At 54.6% G+C, this 22,262-nt stretch carries 23 protein-coding genes and 2 tRNA genes; 10 read left to right on the forward strand and 15 right to left on the reverse strand.

Going from position 1 to position 22,262, the window contains the following annotated elements; all coding sequences use genetic code 11:
- Positions 1 to 31 precede the first annotated feature (31 nt).
- The 7 genes from OVA10_RS07335 to OVA10_RS07365 all read left to right on the forward strand — a co-directional run bounded on the left by OVA10_RS07335 (position 32) and on the right by OVA10_RS07365 (position 4,760).
- A tRNA-Arg gene (locus OVA10_RS07335) sits at positions 32 to 108 on the forward strand.
- Between the two features lie 162 nt (positions 109 to 270).
- Positions 271 to 347 (forward strand) — tRNA-Arg (locus OVA10_RS07340).
- 258 nt (positions 348 to 605) lie between these two features.
- Entirely contained in the window at positions 606 to 1,172 is a 567-nt protein-coding gene (yqaB, locus tag OVA10_RS07345; RefSeq protein ID WP_142503613.1) for a fructose-1-phosphate/6-phosphogluconate phosphatase, read from the forward strand.
- Positions 1,169 to 1,597: a YqaA family protein gene (locus tag OVA10_RS07350; protein WP_095283032.1), complete on the forward strand. Its 429-nt coding sequence runs from the start codon at positions 1,169 to 1,171 to the stop codon at positions 1,595 to 1,597. Before yqaB ends, OVA10_RS07350 begins: the two co-directional genes overlap by 4 nt.
- 85 nt (positions 1,598 to 1,682) lie before the next feature.
- Positions 1,683 to 3,227: a glutamate--cysteine ligase gene (gshA, locus tag OVA10_RS07355; protein WP_100780830.1), complete on the forward strand. Its 1,545-nt coding sequence runs from the start codon at positions 1,683 to 1,685 to the stop codon at positions 3,225 to 3,227.
- Between the two features lie 152 nt (positions 3,228 to 3,379).
- Positions 3,380 to 3,895: an S-ribosylhomocysteine lyase gene (gene luxS, locus OVA10_RS07360; RefSeq protein ID WP_100779183.1), complete on the forward strand. Its 516-nt coding sequence runs from the start codon at positions 3,380 to 3,382 to the stop codon at positions 3,893 to 3,895.
- A gap of 100 nt (positions 3,896 to 3,995) precedes the next feature.
- Complete coding sequence (locus tag OVA10_RS07365) at positions 3,996 to 4,760, forward strand: AraC family transcriptional regulator (protein ID WP_102105413.1); 765 nt, start codon at positions 3,996 to 3,998, stop codon at positions 4,758 to 4,760.
- On the opposite strand, the gene leuA is transcribed toward OVA10_RS07365, so the two are convergent.
- The 13 genes from leuA to OVA10_RS07430 form a co-directional block, all read right to left on the reverse strand.
- The gene (leuA, locus tag OVA10_RS07370) at positions 4,757 to 6,406 is read right to left on the reverse strand and encodes a 2-isopropylmalate synthase (protein WP_268195694.1); all 1,650 of its coding nucleotides are present in this window, start codon (positions 6,404 to 6,406) and stop codon (positions 4,757 to 4,759) included. The genes OVA10_RS07365 and leuA overlap by 4 nt on opposite strands.
- A gap of 111 nt (positions 6,407 to 6,517) precedes the next feature.
- Complete coding sequence (emrB, locus tag OVA10_RS07375; RefSeq protein ID WP_100779186.1) at positions 6,518 to 8,056, reverse strand: multidrug efflux MFS transporter permease subunit EmrB; 1,539 nt, start codon at positions 8,054 to 8,056, stop codon at positions 6,518 to 6,520.
- 16 nt (positions 8,057 to 8,072) lie between these two features.
- The gene (emrA, locus tag OVA10_RS07380) at positions 8,073 to 9,248 is read right to left on the reverse strand and encodes a multidrug efflux MFS transporter periplasmic adaptor subunit EmrA (protein ID WP_100779187.1); all 1,176 of its coding nucleotides are present in this window, start codon (positions 9,246 to 9,248) and stop codon (positions 8,073 to 8,075) included.
- 128 nt (positions 9,249 to 9,376) lie between these two features.
- Positions 9,377 to 9,907: a transcriptional repressor MprA gene (mprA, locus tag OVA10_RS07385; protein WP_100779188.1), complete on the reverse strand. Its 531-nt coding sequence runs from the start codon at positions 9,905 to 9,907 to the stop codon at positions 9,377 to 9,379.
- 381 nt (positions 9,908 to 10,288) lie between these two features.
- Complete coding sequence (locus OVA10_RS07390; protein ID WP_181826749.1) at positions 10,289 to 11,473, reverse strand: MFS transporter; 1,185 nt, start codon at positions 11,471 to 11,473, stop codon at positions 10,289 to 10,291.
- Between the two features lie 173 nt (positions 11,474 to 11,646).
- A complete protein-coding gene (gene proX, locus OVA10_RS07395; protein WP_100779190.1) occupies positions 11,647 to 12,642 on the reverse strand; it encodes a glycine betaine/L-proline ABC transporter substrate-binding protein ProX in 996 nt (331 codons plus the stop codon).
- A 9-nt stretch (positions 12,643 to 12,651) separates the two neighbouring features.
- Complete coding sequence (gene proW, locus OVA10_RS07400) at positions 12,652 to 13,719, reverse strand: glycine betaine/L-proline ABC transporter permease ProW (RefSeq protein WP_100779191.1); 1,068 nt, start codon at positions 13,717 to 13,719, stop codon at positions 12,652 to 12,654.
- Positions 13,712 to 14,914, reverse strand: a complete 1,203-nt coding sequence (gene proV, locus OVA10_RS07405; protein ID WP_102105411.1) for a glycine betaine/L-proline ABC transporter ATP-binding protein ProV — start codon at positions 14,912 to 14,914, stop codon at positions 13,712 to 13,714. The genes proW and proV overlap by 8 nt, the downstream gene beginning before the upstream one ends.
- Positions 14,915 to 15,303: 389 nt before the next feature.
- Positions 15,304 to 16,263: a class 1b ribonucleoside-diphosphate reductase subunit beta gene (gene nrdF, locus OVA10_RS07410; protein ID WP_248859053.1), complete on the reverse strand. Its 960-nt coding sequence runs from the start codon at positions 16,261 to 16,263 to the stop codon at positions 15,304 to 15,306.
- Between the two features lie 9 nt (positions 16,264 to 16,272).
- A complete protein-coding gene (nrdE, locus tag OVA10_RS07415) occupies positions 16,273 to 18,417 on the reverse strand; it encodes a class 1b ribonucleoside-diphosphate reductase subunit alpha (RefSeq protein WP_100779194.1) in 2,145 nt (714 codons plus the stop codon).
- Positions 18,390 to 18,800: a class Ib ribonucleoside-diphosphate reductase assembly flavoprotein NrdI gene (gene nrdI, locus OVA10_RS07420; RefSeq protein ID WP_100779195.1), complete on the reverse strand. Its 411-nt coding sequence runs from the start codon at positions 18,798 to 18,800 to the stop codon at positions 18,390 to 18,392. The genes nrdE and nrdI overlap by 28 nt, the downstream gene beginning before the upstream one ends.
- Positions 18,797 to 19,036 carry a glutaredoxin-like protein NrdH gene (nrdH, locus tag OVA10_RS07425; protein ID WP_100779196.1) on the reverse strand — a complete coding sequence of 80 codons (240 nt, stop codon included), beginning with the start codon at positions 19,034 to 19,036 and terminating at the stop codon, positions 18,797 to 18,799. The genes nrdI and nrdH overlap by 4 nt, the downstream gene beginning before the upstream one ends.
- Before the next feature lie 261 nt (positions 19,037 to 19,297).
- Entirely contained in the window at positions 19,298 to 19,624 is a 327-nt protein-coding gene (locus OVA10_RS07430) for a DUF883 domain-containing protein (RefSeq protein ID WP_100779197.1), read from the reverse strand.
- 160 nt (positions 19,625 to 19,784) lie between these two features.
- Here OVA10_RS07430 and OVA10_RS07435 point away from each other — a divergent pair, with 160 nt between their 5' ends.
- Positions 19,785 to 20,129 carry a DUF2002 family protein gene (locus OVA10_RS07435; RefSeq protein ID WP_100779198.1) on the forward strand — a complete coding sequence of 115 codons (345 nt, stop codon included), beginning with the start codon at positions 19,785 to 19,787 and terminating at the stop codon, positions 20,127 to 20,129.
- A 32-nt stretch (positions 20,130 to 20,161) separates the two neighbouring features.
- Here the strand turns inward: OVA10_RS07435 and alaE are convergent, their stop codons facing one another.
- Entirely contained in the window at positions 20,162 to 20,611 is a 450-nt protein-coding gene (gene alaE, locus OVA10_RS07440) for an L-alanine exporter AlaE (protein WP_107702974.1), read from the reverse strand.
- Positions 20,612 to 21,256: 645 nt separating this feature from the next.
- Here alaE and stpA point away from each other — a divergent pair.
- Positions 21,257 to 21,661, forward strand: a complete 405-nt coding sequence (stpA, locus tag OVA10_RS07445; protein WP_100779200.1) for a DNA-binding protein StpA — start codon at positions 21,257 to 21,259, stop codon at positions 21,659 to 21,661.
- 40 nt (positions 21,662 to 21,701) lie between these two features.
- On the opposite strand, the gene OVA10_RS07450 is transcribed toward stpA, so the two are convergent.
- Positions 21,702 to 21,881 (reverse strand): hypothetical protein, encoded by a 180-nt coding sequence (locus OVA10_RS07450; RefSeq protein WP_100779201.1) that lies wholly within the window; start codon positions 21,879 to 21,881, stop codon positions 21,702 to 21,704.
- A gap of 220 nt (positions 21,882 to 22,101) precedes the next feature.
- Here OVA10_RS07450 and OVA10_RS07455 point away from each other — a divergent pair, with 220 nt between their 5' ends.
- Entirely contained in the window at positions 22,102 to 22,260 is a 159-nt protein-coding gene (locus OVA10_RS07455; protein ID WP_100779202.1) for a YqaE/Pmp3 family membrane protein, read from the forward strand.
- Positions 22,261 to 22,262 lie beyond the last annotated feature (2 nt).

Genomic DNA, 22,262 nt, shown 5'->3' on the forward strand with positions numbered 1-22,262 from the left:
CGTATCAAGCAGTAAAATAGTAAATCCCGATGCATCCGTAGCTCAGCTGGATAGAGTACTCGGCTACGAACCGAGCGGTCGGAGGTTCGAATCCTCCCGGATGCACCATGTTCTCCGAGATAACAGCCACGCTGTTGTTTCAAGGTCTGCGAGATGCTCGCGAGTACCAGGGAGGATAACGTTGCTTTAGCAACGGCCCATCGGGTGAGGCGCAGCCGAGTAATCCTCCCGGATGCACCATTTACTATGTCATTAGCAGTACCCCCAGATGCATCCGTAGCTCAGCTGGATAGAGTACTCGGCTACGAACCGAGCGGTCGGAGGTTCGAATCCTCCCGGATGCACCATATTCTCCGAGATAGCAGCCACGCTGTTGTTTCAAGGTCTGCGAGATGCTCGCGAGTACCAGGGAGGATAACGTTGCTTTAGCAACGGCCCGTCGGGTGAGGCGCAGCCGAGTAATCCTCCCGGATGCACCATTTCTCCTCAGTATCTCCACCACAGTTCAATTACTCACCATCCCCTTTGTATTACAACCAGAATCAGCGACAAAAATCCTCGTTTACGATAAAGTAATGTCTTGTTAATCGTTTGGCGAGAGCACGATGTACGCACAGTATGACGGTCTGATCTTCGACATGGATGGCACCATCCTGGATACCGAACCCACACACCGTAAAGCCTGGAATGACGTTCTGGGTCGTTATGGCATGACGTTCGACTTACAGGCGATGGTTGCGCTGAATGGCTCACCCACCTGGCGAATCGCTCAGGCCGTGATTGAGCTAAACCACGCCGATCTCGACCCCCATCTGCTGGCCCGTGAAAAAACCGATGCCGTCAAAGCCATGCTTTTAGACACCGTTCGTCCGCTTCCGCTGATTGACGTTGTCAAAGAGTGGCACGGTCGTCGTCCGATGTCCGTTGGCACGGGAAGTGAAAGTGCTGTTGCGGAAGCGCTACTCAATCATCTGGGCTTGCGTCACTATTTCTCTGCGGTTGTCGCCGCCGATCATGTTCAAAACCACAAACCCGCTCCGGACACCTTTCTGCTTTGCGCGGAACTGATGGGCGTTCCGGCGTATAAGTGCGTGGTGTTTGAGGATGCAGACTTTGGCATTCAGGCCGCGCGTGACGCCGGAATGGACGCTGTGGATGTTCGCCTGCTGTGAGTGACCTGCTGTCACTCGCCTCTTTATTTGCCAGCAGTTTTTTAAGTGCCACACTCTTACCGGGTAATTCGGAAGTTGTGCTGGTCGCGATGCTGTTATCTGGTGTGAGTCAGCCCTGGCTGTTGGTAGTAATAGCAACAATGGGTAATAGCCTTGGAGGGCTGACTAACGTTATTCTTGGGCGTTTCTTTCCGCTGCGTAAAACATCACGCTGGCAGGAAAAGGCAGCAGGCTGGCTTAAACGCTATGGTGCTGCCACGCTTTTACTAAGCTGGATGCCTGTTATAGGCGATTTACTGTGTCTGCTGGCGGGATGGATGCGCATCTCCTGGGGACCAGTGCTCTTTTTTTTATGCCTTGGCAAGGCGTTGCGCTATGTCCTCGTGGCACTGGCAACCCTGCAGGGCATGACGTGGTGGCACTAATTGGTGGAATGAAAAAGCGACCTTCAATCGTCAACCATTACAATTTATGCTGGATAACTCTTATTTTGACAGGCGGGAGGTCAATTTGATCCCGGACGTATCACAGGCGCTGGCCTGGCTGGAAAAACACCCTCAGGCCCTGAAGGGGATTCAGCGTGGGCTTGAGCGCGAAACACTGCGCGTGAATGAAGATGGCAGTCTGGCAACAACCGGCCATCCGAAAGAGCTAGGCTCTGCGCTGACACATAAATGGATCACCACCGACTTCGCCGAAGCGCTGCTTGAGTTCATTACGCCCGTCGATGGCGACATTGACCACATGCTGACTCTGATGCGTGACGTTCACCGCTTTACCGCCCGTCAATTGGGCGATGAGCGCATGTGGCCGCTGAGCATGCCGTGTTATATCGAGCAGGGGCAGGATATTGAGCTGGCGCAATACGGCACCTCGAACATTGGCCGTCTGAAAACGCTCTATCGCGAAGGCCTGAAAAACCGCTACGGCGCGTTAATGCAGACCATCTCCGGCGTGCATTACAACTTCTCGCTGCCGATGGCGTTCTGGCAGGCGAAGTGCGGCGAAACGGATAAAGAGGCGATCTCGGCGGGGTATTTCCGTCTGATCCGCAACTACTACCGCTTTGGCTGGGTGATTCCGTACCTGTTCGGTGCCTCACCGGCGATTTGCTCCTCGTTCTTGCAGGGCAAACCGACCACACTGCCGTTTGAGAAGACCGATTGCGGCATGTATTACCTGCCGTACGCCACCTCTCTGCGCCTGAGTGACCTTGGTTATACCAATAAGTCGCAAAGCAATCTCGGAATTACGTTTAACGAATTGCACGAATATGTGGCAGGCTTGAAGCGAGCGATCAAAACACCGTCGGAAGAGTACGAGAAAATCGGCCTTGAGAAAGACGGTAAGCGCCTGCAGATCAACAGCAATGTGCTGCAGATTGAAAACGAGCTGTACGCGCCGATCCGCCCGAAACGCGTTACGCGTAGCGGCGAAGCGCCGTCAGATGCGCTGGAGCGCGGCGGCATTGAGTACATTGAAGTGCGCTCGCTGGACATCAACCCGTTCTCGCCAATTGGCGTCGACGAGCAGCAGGTGCGTTTCCTGGATCTGTTTATGGTCTGGTGTGTCCTGGCGGATGCGCCAGAGATGAGTTCTGATGAACTGCTCTGTACGCGCACCAACTGGAATCGTGTGATTCTGGAAGGGCGCAAGCCGGGCCTGACGCTGGGTATCGGCTGTGAAACGGCGCAGTTCCCACTGGCGAAAGTCGGCAAAGATCTGTTCCGCGATCTCAAACGCGTGGCGCAGACGATGGACAGCGTTTACGGCGGCGAGGAGTATCAAAAGGTGTGCGATCAGCTGGTCGAATCGTTTGATAACCCGGAACTGACGTTCTCAGCGCGCATTCTGCGTTCTATGATTGATCAAGGTATCGGTGGAACCGGCCGTTCGCTTGCCGCACAGTATCGCGACATGCTGCAGCAGGAGCCGCTGGAAGTCTTAAGCGAAGAGGATTTCGTGGCAGAGCGCGAGGCATCGGTGGTGCGTCAGCGTGAAATCGAAGCTGCGGATACCGAGTCGTTTGAAGAGTTTCTGGCGAAGAACGCCTGACAGAAAAGAAAAAGGCCACATCGCTGTGGCCAAAATATACATCTCTGAAATCAGGGATGATGATAACAAATGCGCGTCTTTCATATACTCAGACGCGCAGTGGAAGAAAGAGTTCATTTTATTTTAAAAATAATCACTATCGGAGGTGACGTATGCCGTTATTAGATAGCTTCACTGTCGACCATACCCGTATGGAAGCACCTGCAGTACGTGTTGCGAAAACCATGCATACCCCGCACGGCGACACAATCACCGTATTCGACCTGCGTTTCTGTGTGCCGAACAAAGAAGTGATGCCAGAAAAAGGCATTCACACTCTGGAGCACCTGTTCGCCGGTTTCATGCGCGATCACCTGAACGGCAACGGCGTGGAAATCATCGACATCTCTCCAATGGGCTGTCGTACCGGTTTCTACATGAGCCTGATTGGTCAGCCAGATGAAACGCGCGTGGCAGATGCCTGGAAAGCGGCGATGGCCGACGTGCTGAAAGTGAAAGAGCAGAACCAGATCCCTGAGCTGAACATCTACCAGTGCGGCACTTATCAGATGCACTCTCTGGAAGAAGCGCAGGAAATCGCGCGTCACATCATCGATCGTGACGTTCGCGTGAACAGCAATGAAGAGCTGGCGCTGCCGAAAGAAACCCTGCAGGAACTGCACATCTAGCATGATGCCCGCAGATGCCCGGTGGCGCTGCGTCTACCGGGCCTACCGAAATATCGACAGGTAGGCCGGATACGGCGCAGCCGCCATCCGGCAAAACCCTATGACGACAACCTCAACCTTCTCCTTTACCCATCGCCCGTTGGTTCCTTTCGCCCATGACTATCAGCACGGCGACAGCGAGCCGTGGCATCAGCACGACTGTGCCCAGCTGTTGCACAGCCTGAGTGGGGTAGTGCGGGTCGATACAAAAGCAGGCTGCTGGGTGGTCCCGCCGGGGCGTGGCGTCTGGCTGCCCGCCGGAACACAGCACGCCATCCGTATCACCGGCAAGGTGGCGGCGCGCACGTTGTTTATCGATCCCCTGGCCCGCGCCGATCTTCCCGCCTCGTGCCAGATCGTACAGATCTCCCCGTTGCTGCGTGAACTGATCGTCAGCGCATTCGATCTGCCTGAATCGTATTCTCCCGGCAGCCGCGACGAGCGCGTTTATGAGCTGATCCTCGATGAAATCCGCCTGATGCCGGTGCTGCCATTCTGTTTGCCTGAACCGGAGACGGACACGCTGCGCCAGCTCTGTCAGCAAATCCGCCGCGCGCCAGAGAATAACTGGAGCAGCGCGCAGGCGGCCAGCCTCACCAGCATGAGCGAACGTACTCTGAACCGCCATTTTCAGCAGCAGACCGGGTTGAGCTACGGGGAATGGACGCGACGGGCGCGCCTGCTGGAAGCGCTGGTGCGTCTGGCGCAGGGCCAGCCGGTGCTGCGCGTGGCGCTCGATCTGGGCTACGGCAGCCACAGCGCCTTCACGGCGATGTTCCGCCGGGTGATGGGGATCTCACCCAGCGACTATTTCAAAGACGCTTAACCGACCGCGTTTAACAGCGCCTGAAGCGAGGCGCGCGCCACGTCGTTATCGATGCCCACACCCCAGCGGCTAGTGCCATCCTGAAACAGACAGCGAATATAGGCCACCGAGCGGCTGTCGCTGCGCTCGCCCAGCGAGTGTTCGTGATAATCCTTAATCACAAACGGCGTACTCAGCCAGAGACGCATCCCGCTGGCCGCCGCCGATAACAGACCGTTTCCTTGCCCCTCAAGCTGGCGCGTACCGCCATCGACGGCGACAGTGGCGGTTAAGCGCAGCTGCCCGTCCTGCTGACTCTCACTGCGGTAGCTTTGCAGGGCAAAATGCGGCGTTGCCACCAGGCCGTAACGCGCCCGAAAAAGCTGCCACAGCGCGTTTTGTGTCATCTCTTTGCCGTGGCTGTCTGTTTCTTGTTGTACGTGCTGGCTGAAATCTTGCTGCAGGGCGCGGGGCAATTTGAGTCCGTGATTTTGCTCAATCAGCCATGCGCTGCCGCTTTTCCCCGACTGGCTGTTAACGCGGATAACCGCCTCGTAGGAACAGCCGATATCCTGCGGATCGACCGGCAGATAGGGCATCTCCCAGCGTTCATCCGGTTGACGGGCATCGAAGCCTTTTTTGATCGCATCCTGATGGGAGCCGGAAAAGGCGGTATAGGCCAGACGCCCGGCCCACGGATGGCGCGGATGAACGGGCAGCTGATTGCAGCTCTCCACCACCTCGACGACCTGGGTCATGTTGCTGAAATCGAGCTGAGGGCTAACACCCTGGCTGTATAAATTCATCGCCAGCGTGACCAGACAGACATTCCCCGTGCGTTCGCCGTTGCCAAACAGACAGCCCTCCACGCGATCGGCCCCTGCCATTACCGCCAGTTCTGCGCTTGCCACGCCCGTGCCGCGATCGTTATGCGGGTGAACGCTAATGCACACATCGTGGCGGCGGCTAAAGTGGCGGCAAAAATACTCAATCTGATCGGCGTAGACGTTCGGCGTGCTGACTTCCACGGTTGCTGGCAGGTTGATGATCATCGGCCTTTGCGCGCACGGCTGCCAGATCTCCGCAACGGCTTCACAAATCTCCAGCGCAAATTCCGGTTCGGTAAAGCAGAAGGTCTCCGGGGAGTATTCGTATTGCCAGTGTGTCTGCGGGTTTTCCTCGCACAAGGTGCGGATCTGGCGCGTTGAGCGCACGGCCAGCGCAATAATCTGAGCTTTATCCATGCCAAACACCAGGCGGCGGAACAGCGGCGCGGTGGCGTTATACAGATGAATCGTTGCCTGTTTTGCCCCGCGTAAGGATTCGAAAGTGCGCGTAATCAAATCCTCCCGCGCCTGGGTGAGCACCTGAATAGTGACATCATCGGGAATGCGGTTCTCTTCAATCAGCTGGCGGACAAAATTGAAATCGGTCTGCGAGGCGGAGGGGAAGGCGACTTCAATCTCTTTAAAACCACAGTCGAGGAGCAAATCCCAGAATTGCAGTTTACGCGCGCTGTCCATCGGTTCAGCCAGCGCCTGATTGCCATCGCGTAAATCGGTGGAGAGCCAGCGCGGTGCCTGGGTGATGCGTTGCTCCGGCCAGCGACGGTCGGGCAGGGAGACAGGCGTATAGGGTTGGTATTTTTGTGCGGGGTTTTTCAGCATGATGCGCTCCTGTTGTCTTTTCACTATCGTGAAGCGATTTCAGGAGCGCTGCTTTATCAGGACTGACAGAAGCTGTAGAGAAATGGACAACTTTCCCGGCGAAGCGGCGCGTTAGTGCGCGCCACCGCCGCCACCGCCCGCGCCGAACGGCGGTTTGGCAAACCAGATTAACCCCAGCAACAGAATGAAAATACCCGCAGAAATCCAGAAGATTTCGTTGGCGGAGATAATCAATCCCTGGTTGGTGATCTGCTGGGCAATCCAGCCAGACGCCTGCTGCTCCGTCATCCCCATACTTTGCAGCTCAGAGTACATCTGCTGGGCGTTCGGGTTAAACGGATTCACCGATTCCGTCAGCTGCGCATGGTGCAGCGACTCGCGGTTAGTCCACAGGGTCGTGGTGATAGACGTCCCGATGGAGCCTGCCAGCGTACGGGTGAAGTTCGACAGGCTCGATGCCGCCGCCATCCGTTCCGGCGGTAAGCCAGAGAGCGTGATGGTGGTGAGTGGCATAAAGAAGCACGCCACGGCGAAGCCCTGAATAAACTGCGGCCACGCGGACGCGCCAAAGTCCATTCCCGGTTCGAAGGTGTACGCACGCCAGTAGAAGCACACCGCATACATAATAAAGCTGAAGGTCACCAGTCGACGCATGTCGAGCTTATGAGCAAAGCGGCCAATAATCGGCGACAGCAGGACCGGAATCAAACCGACCGGTGCCGAAGCTAGACCCGCCCAGGTTGCCGTGTAGCCGTATACCTCCTGCAACAGCTGCGGCAGCAGAACAATCGCGCCGAAATAGAGCATATAGGCAAGACTGATACACAGGCAGCCGATGGTGAAGTTTCGCGACTTAAAGAGCGACAGATCGACTATCGGGTTATCGTCCGTCAGCTCCCAGACAATCAGGAAGCTGATTGCCACCACGGCGACCACGGTGAGGACAATGATCTCCTGCGACGCAAACCAGTCCAGCTCTTTACCCCGGTCCAGCATGATCTGCAGGCTGCCGATCCCTAACACCAACAGTGCCAGGCCCACGCCGTCGATGCGCCGCTGCTCGGTTTTGGTTTCCCGACCGCGCAGGGATTGCAGCGTCATCAGCACCACTAACGCACCGATGGGCACGTTGATGAAGAAGATCCAGCCCCAGTGGTAGTTGTCGCTGATATACCCACCGAGGATCGGGCCACAGATCGGCGCGACGATAACGGTCATCGACCACAGCGCCAGAGCGATTGAGCGCTTGGCGGGCGGGTAGTTATTCAGCAGCAAGCTCTGGGAGAGCGGGATTAACGGCCCGGCGACAATCCCCTGAATCACACGGAAGAAGATCAGCATGGTCAGGCTGTTGGACATGCCGCACGCCCAGGAGGCGATGACGAACAACACCGTTGACCACAGGAACAGTCGAACTTCCCCGACGCGTTTCGCAAGCCACCCGGTAATCGGAATGGAGATCGCATTCGCGACCCCAAACGAGGTGATCACCCAGGTCCCCTGGCTCAGAGACGAGCCAAGGTTACCGGCGATGGTCGGGATCGCCACGTTTGCGATGGTGGAGTCCAGCACCTGCATGAATGTCGCCAGCGACAGCGCAATGGTCATAATGACCAGCTGCGCCCCCTCCAGCGGTTTTTGCTGTTGCATACCGCTCACCTTCGGATTAACCGGCGTTCGCTTTCACGATGTCGTCAATCAGCTTGTTGACCGGATCAAGGCTGATTTCACGGGCGTTGCTTTCATAGGCCGGATGGTTTCGGACCTGATTCGCCAGCATCTGACCTTCGCGGTCAGCGGTATCTACCGTTACCAGGGTCGACAGACCGATACGCAGCGGGTGATCCGTCAGCTGTTTCGCGTCCAGTTCAATACGAACCGGCAGACGCTGAACCACTTTGATCCAGTTACCGGTGGCGTTCTGCGCAGGCAGCAGGGAGAACGCGCTGCCGGTACCCATATCCAGACCGACCACTTTACCGGTGTACTTCACGTCGTCGCCGTAAATATCACTGACGATAGTCGCGGTCTGGCCGATGCGCATGTGGGCCAGCTGCGTCTCTTTGAAGTTGGCATCTACCCACAGATTGTTCGCCGGCACCACCGCCATCAGCGGCGTTGTGGTGCTAATCTGTGCGCCAGGCTGAACGGAACGACGGGAGACGTAACCGGTCATCGGACTGACAATTTTAGTACGTTGCAGGGCAAGCCAGGCGTTACGCACTTCGGTTGCCGCCTGTTTAACGGCAGGCTGCTCTTCAAGATGAGTACCCAGAATCATCGCCTGGTTGGCGTTATACTGCTGGATTGCCACGTCAAGCTGCGCCTGCGCGCTGGCCACGGCGTCACGCGCGTGTTGCAGCTCTTCACGGCCAATCAGATTGGCGGTGCCGAGCGGTACGCGACGATTCAGGTCGCTCTGCGCCTGCGCGAGGGCGGTTTTCTGCACGTCGATGCTCGCCTGCAACTGCTTGCTGTTGATCATCGACTGACGGGTTTGACGCACGCTTGAGGCCAGCTGCGTCTGCGCTTTTTCAAACGCCTGCTGCGCATCGGTCGGATCGAGCGTGACCAGCACATCTCCTTTTTGCACAAAGTCGGTATTGTCAGCCCAGACTTTCGTCACGCTGCCCGACACCTGCGCCATAATCTGAACCTGGTTCCCTGCCACGTATGCGTCATCGGTCTCTTCAATATGACGCAGTACTAAAAACCAATAGATCCCATATGCCACGGCAATAATAATAAAGAGCAAAGTCAGCAGCAGAAGGGCGCTTTTGCGTTTGCCTTTCTTAGTGTTGACCGGTTGCTGCGGGGGAGTGTTCTCCGCATTTGCGCTCATTGTAGTTCTCCACGATCTTCTTATTTTCACATCGGCTGGGCCGACCTGTTGTCAGAAAGGCCAGCAGTGTAACGTGCTGGCCTATCAGTATTTCTTATGTAATCTGGATGGTTGAGCGTGTCGTCGCGTTAGCTTAGCGCCTCGAGAATGGCGCCCTCTTCGTCCATCTGATCCAGACGGGTGAGGAGCTTGCGAGTGATGTGCTCTAGCTGGTCGCGCTCGGTCGTGCTCAGGGCAGACCAGAGTTGATGCAGACAGTTGTGCTGAGGTGGAAGCACCCCACGCAGGAATTCATGACCTTTATCGGTCAGTTGCAGATGCAGGCAACGGCGATCGTTGTCGCTTTCACGGCGTTCAATCCAGCCGCGTTTTTCCAGCTCATCCGCGATGCGGGTCGCGTTAGTGCGAGAGGAACCCAGGGCGCAGCTCAATTCAGAGGGCTGAATGCTGTGATCTTCCTGAGATTCCAGGGTAATTAACGCCATAAACAACGTCTCGTTAATCCCTTGAGCTTTCAGCATTTTATTGCGGTTATCCAGCAGCTTACCCTGCATGTGCATGCAAAGACGGGTTAACAGGATCTCCTGGTATGGGAAGTCCTCGTAGCGACTGGCGCGAAATTTAAGCATTTGTTCAATTGGGGTAAACGAACTATCCATTTGGGCATGACCTCATTAATTACAGTCGATATAGTAACGACAGTGACAAATAATGTAAATGAATTATTTGTGCGGTTATATCCGCCAAACTGATATCACTGTCAGAAAGTGCCGGGCGAATCCGTGACCCGGTAAGCACAGAAATGAAAGGGCTAACGCCCACGAAAGACGGGGTCGGGTGATGAGAAACAGCATGAGGTTTCAAACAGAACGGAAATGTCGGCAATCTGATGGGGCCGGGAGCAGCCAGTAGGTCTGAACTATTCATGCGGTATTCTAATATGTCACCCACAGTAAAATTTCTGGGATAAATAATTACGCTCACCTTAACAGAGTGCGGGGCTGCTTAACACCCTAAGAAGCCCCAAACCGATGTAAAGCTTAGATAATGGCTTCCTGAAGGTGATAGCCACGCCACCAGATGAGCAGGTTAACGGCTGCAACAAGGGTACCGACCACGCACACGCCGGTCCAGCCGTAATGCTGCCACGCGGACGCTGAGATCAGCGAGCCTGCTGCACCGCCGATAAAGTAGCTGGTCATGTAACCGGCAGTCAGGCGGTTACGTGCGTCGGGCTTCACGCGATAGATCACCGTCTGGTTAGTGATATGCACGCCCTGTACGGTCAGGTCGAGGACCAGAATCCCGACAATCAGCGACAGCACCGAGATATGCCCGTACCAGATTGCCGCCCAGGAGAGGAGCAGCATCACCAGCCCGGCGGAAGTTGTCAGGTGTGATTTACCTTTATCCGCCAGACCACCGGCAGGGCGAGCGCCCAGCGCACCGGCCGCACCCGCCAGACCAAACAGGCCAATTACCCCTTCGGAATAGTTGAATGGCGGCGAGGCCAGCAGGAAGGCCATTGAGGTCCACAAAATGCTGAAGTTGGCAAAGGTGAAACACCCCAACAGCGCGCGCGTTCTCAGAAGTTTATCCTGGGTGAACAGGCTGAACACCGAGCCGAGAAGCTGAGGGTAGTTAAGATGGTTCTCCTGCTTCACTTTTGGCAGGCCGCGCCACAGGGCAAAGGCCATCACGACCATCAGGACGCTGGCGACCCAGTAGACCGTGCGCCAGCCGCCAAGACTTGCCAGCAGCCCGGCAACGGTTCGCGCCAGCAAAATCCCCAGCAGCAGGCCGCTCATGATCGTTCCTACCACTTTGCCGCGCTTTTCTGGCGCCGCGAGCGTGGCGGCCAGCGGCACGAGGATCTGGGCCACGACCGAGAACAATCCGGTCAGCGCCGTACCGAGGATCATCATCCCCAGCGACTGGCTGGAGGCGGTAATTAACATCCCGCCCGCTGCCAGCAGCGTCATGGAGACGATCAGTCTGCGGCGTTCAAACATATCGCCGAGCGGCACGAGGAACAGCAGGCCCGCGGCGTAGCCGAGCTGGGCGGCCGTCACAATAAAACCGGCGGAACTGGCGGAGAGCGAAAAGGCGCGGGCGATGGTGTCGAGCAAAGGTTGCGCATAGTAGTTACTGGCCACCGCAAGGCCGGTAGCCACAGACATGAGCAGAATAAGTGCCGGGCTAAGCCCTTGAGAAGTTTTCGTCATGAGAGTCAGGAATCGTGAGTTAAGTGATTATTTTTTCAGAAACCATCATAACGGATGAATGTGAATGTTGGGGATTTGTTGCGTGGTGGTTTGTGCGGTTTAGGCCTGGGGGGAGTTTGATGCCCTAACCCTAACCCCCTCCCGACGGGAGAGGGCGAGGCAAGGGAAAAGCGTTACTTCTGCGCTGCCAGCGCCTCGTTCACCCAGCCGTCAAACTGCTGCTGGTGGGCTTTGATCCAGCCGTCAACGTGACCCTGGACATCGGCTTCAGACGATTTGCCTTCATGCATCATCGCATTCTGCGCGTTGATATCAGCCAGCGGCAGTTTCATCACCGAGAACAGCTTCGCCGCCGCCGGATTTTTCTCAGCCCAGGCTTTGTTCGCGACGATATGCATGGTGTTCACCGGGAAACCGTAGTTCATGCCGTTTGGCAGCTTGGTGTCGATATCTTTCTGCTCACCTGGCAGAGAAGAGAACGGTACCTGCAGCCACACCACGTCTTTACCTGGCTTCAGCACGTCGCTCACCCAGTACGGCGTCCAGGTGTAGTAGATCACCGGTTTACCCTCTTTAAAGCGGGCGATGGTATCTGCCATCATTGCGGAGTAGTTACCGTGGCTCACGTCGACGGTCTTTTCCAGATCGAAGGCTTTGTTCTGGTGGTTAATCACCGCCTCACAGCCCCAGCCCGGCGAACAGCCCATCATGTCGGCTTTGCCGTCACCGTTGGTGTCGAACAGTTTGGCGATCTTCGGATCTTTAAGCTGCTCAACATTGGTGATGTGGTATTTGTCGGCGGTTTTCTTGTCGACCAAATAGCCCTGCGCAGCGCCGGTCACGAAGGTGCCTTCGCGGTAAAACTTCTTACTCCCGCCGGCAGCGGCATACATATCATCATGCAGCGGCTGCCAGTTCACGGCGGTAAAGGTCGCATCGCCAGAGGCAATCGAGGTATAGCCTACGTTGTAATCCACTTCGCTCGGTTTATTGACCGTATAACCCAGTTTTTCCAGGGCGCGGCTGACGATCATGGTCTGGAAGGACTCTTCCGAAATTGTGCTCTGTACCGGTTGAACGGTAATGCCTTTACCCGGCAGGTCAGCGGCGAATGCGCTGGTAGAGACAAGGGTGGCAAACGCTGTGGCAAAAAGGATGTTATGTCGCATCGTTGTTCCTTATTTAATGAATGGACGGGTAATCAACCCGACCGGGCCGGTGCTGTACCAGCGACGGTTGCCGCGACTGCGTGAATCGCGACCGACTGCCTGAGTCAGGCGGTCAAGAATAATGGCGAGGATCACGATCCCGACGCCGCCCACGGTGGCCAGTCCCATATCGAGACGACCGATACCGCGCAGGACCATCTGGCCAAGGCCACCCACGGCAATCATTGAGGCGATCACCACCATCGAGAGGGCGAGCATCAGCGTCTGGTTCACGCCTGCCATAATGGTGGGCATCGCCAGCGGGAGCTGCACTTTAAACAGCATCTGACGCGGGCTGGCACCGAACGAGCGTGACGCTTCGATCAGATCGGCTGGCACCTGGTTAATCCCCAGAATGGTCAGACGGATAATCGGCGGCAAGGCGAAGATAATGGTCACTACCACGCCCGGTACGTTACCGATCCCGAACAGCATTACGATAGGCACCAGATAGACAAACGCCGGCGTGGTTTGCATCGCATCCAACAGCGGACGAATAATTTTCGCCGCCCTCGGGCTGCGTGCCAGCCATATGCCCATCGGCAAACCGATTACCACGCAGAACAGCAGGGCGGTGAGCACCAGCGCCAGAGTAATCATCGCCTGAGACCAGGCACCGATAGCACCAATCAAAATCAGTGAAATAAGTGTGGCGATCCCCATACCTGCACTGCCGAACTGCCACGCAATGAGCGCGAACAGCGCAATGGCAACAGGCGCGGGCATTCCGAGCATCATCTGCTGGAAGCCGTTGAGGATGTAATCCACCGGAACGCGAATGCCCTGGAACACCGGACGGAAGTGGGTCACCACCCAGTCGATGCCTTCGGTCACCCAGCTGTCCAGCGGGATCAGGGTTTTATGGAACGGGTCCATAATATTGAAATGTTCTGGTGCGGGCGCCGGAGCGCTGTTGAGCCAGTCGGCGGTGCTACCGCCGTCAGCGGGCGCAGGCGCAGAAGTTCCCCATGCGTCTGCCGATTGTGCGGCGCTATCTGCCGCTTCTGTGGTTCCCCACGGATTAGATTGATCAGCCATTGTTTGCCCCCTCGCGATCTAAAGCCTGCAGCAACATGCGTTTTGAGATGATGCCGACGTACTGTTGTTCTTCTCCAATGACCGGAACCGCGCAGGGTGCCTGGCCGACGTGAGAGAGCAACTCGCTGAGCGGCGTTTCGGCGTCCACGGCAAGCGGAGCGTCGAGTAACGCCGCATCGATTCCCTGGTTTTCGCTAAGCGCTTTTTTCAGAGAGTCGATGGAGACAATGCCTACAAATTTATTACCGCGCTCAATGACATAGCCATATTCGCGGTCTTCGTCCTGCAGCAGTTTCAGCGCCGAGCGCGGGCCAAACCCTGGCGTGCGGCGAATAATGCCATCCAGCGCGCGGCGGGAAATATCTTTCGCGCTAAACACCTGGCTAATATCCACGCCCCGGAAGAAGGTGCGCACATAATCATTGGCCGGATTATTCAGAATTTCGTCCGGCGTACCGACCTGCACCACTTCGCCATTTTGCATAATGGCAATACGATCGCCAATACGCATCGCTTCATCGAGATCGTGGGAAATAAAGACCACGGTTCGCTGATGTTTTGCCTGCAGTTTTACCAGCTCATCCTGCATCTCGGTACGAATTAATGGATCGAGGGCCGAGAAGGCTTCATCCATTAATAAAATATCGGGATTGATGGCTAATGCGCGGGCTAAACCGACGCGCTGACGCATACCGCCAGAAAGTTCATCCGGATAGCCGTGGGCATAATTTTCCAGTCCCACCTGGCGTAATGCATCCAGCGCTTTTTCCTGGCGAATCGCCGCAGGGATTCCCGCTAATTCCATACCGAAAGCGGTATTATCCAGTACCGTCATATGTGGCATTAGCGCGAATGACTGGAAGACCATCGCAATCTTTTTCCTGCGCACCTCACGAAGCTCGGCGTCAGATATTCTGGCGATATCAACGCCATCAATCAGCACCTGTCCGCGGGTGGGTTCAATCAGGCGATTGAGAAGGCGAACCATAGTGGATTTACCCGAACCGGATAACCCCATGATGACGAAAATCTCGCCTTCTTCAATTGCCAGACTGGCGTCTTTAACGCCAAGGGATAATCCTGTCTTCTCCAGGATTTGTTCTTTTGAAAGTCCTTTTTCAATATATTTGAACGCGCGCTGTGGATGCTCGCCAAATACTTTATAGAGATTTTTAACTTCTAATTTAATTGCCATGCAATAGAGTAATTCCCGTTATTTATTAGCGTCGATATCAATACCATTAAAAATAATGAACTGGCCATACCCTAACATACTGAGAATCTGAGACAACCCTTGTGCCGCGTGTGGCACGAATTTTGCCGGTGGTGAAATGGCTGAATTTCCCATGAGGTAAGGGCTGAGCGGGTGTCGAATTTTTCTGAGATTTTTGCCGCGCGGTCGGGGAATTTCTTCTGGATCGGAATGATTCAGGAGAATATGACGCTGGAATTACAGTATAGATTACAGGGAATATTTGTGGGGAAAAATGGGATTTATATTAAATTAACGAGCGTTAGGTCTGGCGATTTGACGATCCCCTCTCCCGAAAGGGAGAGGGTTAAAATGAAGGGAAAAATACCGTGCTAAAAATCCCAGTCCTCGTCCTCCGTTTCCACCGCTTTACCCATCACGTAGGATGAGCCGGACCCGGAGAAGAAGTCGTGGTTTTCGTCGGCATTCGGCGAGAGCGCCGCCAGAATCGCCGGATTCACCTCCGCCATCTCCGGCGGGAACAGCGCCTCATAGCCGAGATTCATCAGCGCTTTGTTGGCGTTGTAGCAGAGGAACGCTTTGACATCCTCCTCCCAGCCGGTTCCCGCATACAGCTCTTCCGTGTAGCTCAGCTCGTTGTCATAAAGATCCATCAGCAAATCCAGCGCAAAACCTTTCAGCTCCTCGCGTTTTGCTTCGCTAATTTTCTCCAGCCCTTTCTGATATTTATAGCCGATGTAATACCCGTGAACCGCTTCGTCGCGGATGATCAGGCGAATCAAATCGGCGGTGTTGGTCAGCTTGCCGCGACTCGACCAGTACATCGGCAGCCAGAAGCCGGAATAGAAGAGGAAAGATTCCAGGAACACGCTGGCGATTTTCTTCTTCAGCGGCTCATCGGCCTGGTAATACTCCAGCACCAGCTGGGCTTTGCGCTGGAGCGGGGCACTCTCTTCGCTCCAGGTATAGGCCGCATCCACATCTTTGGTCTGGCACAGCGTCGAGAAAATCGAGCTGTAGGAACGGGCGTGGACCGCCTCCATAAAGCTGATATTCGACATCACCGCCTCTTCGTGAGGCGTCAGTGAATCCGCCATCAGCGCCGGGGCGCCGACGGTGTTCTGAATAGTGTCCAGCAGCGTCAGCCCGGTAAACACACGGATGGTCAGCTGCTGTTCGGCGTGGCTGAGGGTGGCCCACGCCGGAATATCGTTGGAGAGCGGCACTTTTTCCGGCAGCCAGAAGTTGCTGGTCAGGCGGTTCCACACCTCCAGATCTTTATCGTCCTGAATTTTGTTCCAGTTAACGGCGCATACGCGTGACAGTTTCATCCTTTCTCCTTACAGCGCGCAGGACACGCAGCCTTCAATTTCGGTGCCTTCCAGCGCAAGCTGACGCAGGCGAATGTAGTACAGGGTTTTGATGCCTTTCTTCCAGGCGTAAATCTGCGCCTTGTTGATATCGCGCGTGGTGGCGGTATCGGGGAAGAACAACGTCAGCGACAGCCCCTGATCCACATGGCGGGTCGCCTCGGCGTAGGTATCAATAATCTTCTCCGGGCCGATTTCATAGGCATCCTGATAGAGCGCCAGGTTCTCGTTGGTCATAAACGGCGCGGGATAGTAGACGCGTCCGGTTTTGCCTTCCTTGCGGATCTCAATTTTCGAGACGATAGGGTGAATGCTCGACGTCGCGTGGTTGATATAGGAAATCGATCCGGTAGGCGGCACCGCCTGCAGGTTCTGGTTGTAGATGCCGTACTGCATGACGTCGGCGCGCAGCTGCTGCCACATCTCGCGCGTCGGAATCGGGACCCCGGCACGGGCGAACAACGCCCGCACTTTCTCGGTTTTCGGCTGCCAGTCACTTTCCAGATACTGATTAAAATACTCTCCGCTGGCGTAGCGCGACTGTTCAAACCCGGCGAAGCGCTGGTTACGCTCGCGGGCCAGCATCATTGAAGTATGCAAGGCATGCCAGGTGATGGTGTAGAAATAGAAATTGGTGAAATCCAGCCCTTCGGCACTGCCGTAAGGAATGCCTTCGCGCGCCAGATAGCCGTGCAAATTCATCTGTCCCAGTCCGATGGCGTGAGACGCGGCATTCCCGGCTTCGATCGACGGCACGCTGCGGATGTGGCTCATGTCCGACACCGCCGTCAGGCCACGAATCGCGGTTTCCACAGTGCGGCCAAAATTCGGGGAATCCATGGTGTGGGCAATATTCAGTGAGCCAAGGTTGCAGGAGATATCTTTGCCTGTTTCGGCGTAATCCAGATTCTCGTCGTAAGTCGACGCGCTGTTGACCTGCAAAATCTCCGAGCACAGGTTGCTCATGTTGATGCGCCCGGCAATCGGGTTAGCGCGGTTCACCGTATCTTCATACATGATGTACGGGTAGCCGGACTCGAACTGGATCTCGGCCAGCGTCTGGAAGAAGTCGCGGGCATTAATGGTTTTTTTGCGAATGCGATCGTCAGCGACCAGTTCGTCGTACAGCTCGCTTATGGCCACATCGCCAAACGGCTTGCCGTAGATGCGCTCAATGTCATATGGCGAGAAGAGGGCCATCTCGGCATTCTCTTTCGCCAGCTGGAAGGTGATATCCGGGATCACCACCCCGAGGGACAGCGTTTTGATGCGGATTTTTTCATCGGCGTTTTCGCGTTTGGTATCGAGAAACCGCAGGATGTCCGGGTGATGGGCGTGGAGATACACCGCGCCCGCGCCCTGACGCGCACCCAGCTGGTTAGCGTAGGAAAACGCATCTTCCAGCATTTTCATCACCGGGATCACGCCAGAGGACTGGTTTTCGATGCGCTTGATCGGCGCGCCGGACTCCCGCAGATTCGACAGCAGAAACGCGACGCCGCCCCCGCGTTTGGAGAGCTGCAGGGCCGAGTTCACCGCCCGGCCAATCGACTCCATATTGTCTTCGATGCGCAGCAGGAAGCAGGAGACCAGCTCACCGCGCTGGGCTTTCCCGCAGTTGAGGAATGTTGGCGTGGCGGGCTGGAAGCGGCCCGAGAGGATCTCGTCCGTCAGCTGTTGTGCCAGCGCTTCATCGCCCTGCGCGAGCGTTAAGGCCACCATACAGACGCGATCTTCAAAACTTTCCAGATAGCGTTTGCCGTCGAAGGTTTTGAGCGTGTAGCTGGTGTAATACTTCCAGGCGCCGAGGAACGTCTGGAAACGGAAACCGCTGGCGTGAGCGCGTTCAAACAGTTTCACCACAAAGTCGCGATCGTAGCGCGTCAGCACCCGCGCTTCGTAATAACCTTCGTTGACCAGATAGTCGAGGCGCGCCTGCTGGCTGGCAAAAGAGAGCGTGTTCGGGCGGACGTGGGCGGCAAAAAAGGCCTCCACCGCCTCGTGGTCTTTGCCAAACTGAATATTCCCCTCGCGATCGTAGAGGTTCAGCATAGCGTTCAGGGCATGGTAATCCGTTGAGCCTTGCACTACGCGTTCTGCGGTTGTCGTTGCCAAAATTCGTTCACTCCTTTACGCACGTTCTCTACGTCCTGCTGTGTCCCCATCAGTTCAAAACGATAGAGATACGGCACGCCGCACTTTTGAGAGATAACATCCCCGGCACGGCAGAACGCGTCGCCAAAATTGCGATTGCCTGCGGCGATCACACCGCGAATCAGCGCCCGGTTGTGGGGATCATTAAGAAAGCGGATTGCCTGACGGGGCACCGCGCCCGCCGTTCCACCGCCGCCATAGCTGGGGACCACCAGAATATAAGGCTCGTCTACCTGAATGCGCTCGCGCTCGTTAAGCGGAATACGCACGGCGGGCAGCCCGAGACGCTCGATAAAGCGCAGCGTATTTTCCGAGCTGCTGGAGAAGTAGACGAGCAGACTCATGCGCTGACGGCCTGCGTTTGCAGGCGATTAATCATGTCCGGGCGAAAGCCTGACCAGCTGGTTTCCCCGGCGATCACCACCGGAAGCTGACGAAATCCTTGCGCGCGCAGGGCGTCTGCCGCATCGGGCTGCAAGTCCACATTCACCATCTCAAACGCGACGCCACGGTTTTCCATTGCACGTTTCGTGGCGTGGCACTGAACACAGTCGTTACGAGTGTAAATAGTAATGCTCATGATTCGTATTTCCATTTAGAATGAAGGAGCGGCGCGAATGAGCGCGTCGGGTTGTGTGTGTCTTGTTAGAGGGAATACTAGATGTAGTTGATGTAAGTTTCAACCATACAAGATATGGGATTTATCAATTGATTTTGCCTTGATGATGAGCGATGCGAGGAGGGGCAGGCTGCACACGGCTTCTGGCGTTTTTTTGACCGTAAAAATAAAAACCCCCGATCGCAGAGGCGAACGAGGGTCAGCAAATGACGCGTTTTAAGGTTATTTACGCAGCGTCAGCAAGGCACCGATAAAAATCCCTACTGCGGCAACGGTCCCCACAGCGTACAACGGTTTTTCACGGATAAAGGTATTGGCACAGCCAATCGCATCGCAGGCGGCCTGCGTGGTGCGTGAGCGGCCATGCATCCGGGCGCGGGTTTCACGCAGCAGAGACTGAGCCTTACGTCTGGCGACATCCGCCTCATCCTTTGCATCAGAGCCCCAAGATTTCAATACATCCTCCAGTGTGTCGGCTAATTGGCTGACATCGTTACGAATATCCTGAGCGTCGTCATTAATATCGTTTCGGTTCGGTCTGTTAAACATACGATCCTCCATAATTTTGCGTTCACACACAGTTTAGTCCAGGTTTTTAATATCTGAAGCGAGTCACGACTTATCGTGGCCTTTATGGATTTATCTGAAAGCGTTGCCAACGATGATTATTGTAAGGTTGGCCCGCAGGAAAAGATAACGAGGATAAAATATGTATTTACGACCCGATGAGGTGGCGCGCGTTCTTGAAAAAGCGGGTTTCATCATGGATGCAGTGACTCAAAAAACATACGGATATCGCCGTGGCGATAATTATGTCTATGTTAACCGCGAAGCCCGAATGGGACGCACTGCGCTGATTATTCACCCCACCCTTAAAGACCGTAGTTTGTCGTTTGCTGAACCTGCCACGGATATCAAAACCTGCGATCATTATCAGGAATTTCCGCTGTATTTAGCCGGAGAACGGCACCAGCATTACGGTATTCCGCATGGTTTTAGCTCCCGCATGGCGCTGGAGCGATTTCTGACAGGTCTGTTTGGCGAACCGCAATAAACGTGCGACTGGCAGCGGCCAGTCGCAGCACTTTACGCCTGAGACTGATGATACTGGCTGACTTTAAACAGGCGGCGACAGTAGTCCAGGAAGTAGCCATAGGCCGCACCCATCAACATCGACACCACAATATTCGAGCTGACGGCAGCCGCAATCTGATGCCAGTCTGCGCCGACGGTCAGCAAAATCGCCACATACACCGGTGACTGGAAGGTGACGTAAGCCAGCACGTCTGCCAGGTTTTTGAGCCAGCCCGACGGGCTAAAACGGCGCGCCAGGCGCATAACGGCGTCACGGTAAAAACCATACGGCCATGCAATAAGAATGTTGACCGGAATGGCCACCAGTCTTGAAGAAAGGGACTGCTCAAAAGACATTCCGGAGAGGAATATCTCGATCAGCATGTTCACTACGGAACAGTAGACGACCATCGCGAAAGTGTCTGCAACTGCATGGCGCAGGCGAGACTGCGGTGAGAACATGTCCGAACTCCTTGAGAAGAACACAAAACAGAGATTTTACCTGCAGCAAATGGTGCTTTAGGTTGGTTTGTTGAGCGTGTATAGAGTATCTCTCTGCTTTGAAAGTCACAATGAGTGAAAAATATTTATTTAATGACCTTTTGTCCACGAAATGCTCTAAAACATCCCACTTTTTCTCTACGGTGGTGCTTTCTGTTTTTATCTTGCAAATATGCTTGTAAATCAATTAAATGAGTGAGTATGAGCAATAAGATGTATTCGAGAAAATTATCGTCTCAGCAGACTCAACTTCCGAACGGGTAAAAACGTCGCTACGTATTATTAATGTTCTATTTTCGCCTGTTTAGTGGTGAATTGTTCTGAACGTTATCTTGTTTAGTTATGCTTAACAGTTGAGTGATTATTCAGCATTGCGCGAGAGAGGGGCAGCGTTTGGTCAAAAACCTGCTCAGAAGAAATAGAAAGTGTGAGATAAACAAAAGCAATATTGAATGCAATGCAAATAAAGGTAAGGATAATTAATTAAATATTGTTGAATATCCTTAATAAAAGTCTGGGAGGAATCTCGCTGGATATTCAAAGTAAAGTGGATTACCATATTGAACTATTGCTCATTGAATCAACTCATAAAAGGTCTTCAGTAATATGTCTTCAATGTTACAAAATCTTAATAATATCCGTACCCTTCGCGCAATGGCGCGCGAGTTTTCTGTTGATGTGCTTGAAGAAATGCTGGAAAAATTCCGCATTGTTACGGAAGAAAAACGTAATGAGCAAGATGAAATGCAGAGTCAGCAGGCTGAACAGCAGCAGAAAATTAATGCTCTGTTAGAGCTGATGAAAGCTGACGGTATTTCTCCAGAAGATCTGCTGGGTAAAGACGTTTTGAAAGGTGCCAGCCAGCCGCAAAAACGCCAGGCGCGTGAAGCGAAATACCGTTTTACTGACGCTAACGGCGAAGTGAAAACCTGGACCGGCCAGGGCCGTACGCCTAAGCCAATTGCCACTGCGCTGGCAAATGGCCAGTCACTGGATGATTTCTTAATCTAAGTGATTTCACATCAGGGCGGTATCTCACCGCCCTGAGCTTTCAGCAGACGCCGAAATCGCCGTCTTCTTTATACAACGCCACATCCGCCGCCTTCAGCGTAAACTTCTCTCCCTGCTCATTGCTCGCCTGCACGGCAACAATTTGATCGTCATGCACTTCAACGACTTTCAGCTTTGGCCCGCCCATACGTGGCTGCACAACATCTCCAACAGTAAACATAATGTCCTCCTCGTTTTGGTATTTCTTACCTTAGCCCACGTCATCAGCCGGGTACAGGTGTAACGCGTGAATACCCCTTAATCGTTAGTCTAAGTGATTGTAAAAAGGGTAAAGGAGCGTAAAAGCAGACTTAAGGAATGGCGCGACACGGTAAACTCGCTACGCTTAACGTTAAAACTTTTTTTAACAATGTTCTTTTTTTAGCTTGAATGGAGAAAGTATGGGTTTCTGGCGTATCGTTATTACTATTCTGATCCCGCCACTGGGTGTTCTGCTCGGTAAAGGTTTCGGCTGGGCGTTTATTCTGAATATCATTCTGACGCTGCTGGGTTACATCCCGGGGCTTATTCACGCCTTCTGGGTGCAGAGCCGCGATTAAAA

This window comes from Lelliottia sp. SL45 (genome assembly GCF_026672535.1).
In the GTDB taxonomy this organism is placed as follows: Bacteria; Pseudomonadota; Gammaproteobacteria; order Enterobacterales; family Enterobacteriaceae; genus Enterobacter; species Enterobacter nimipressuralis.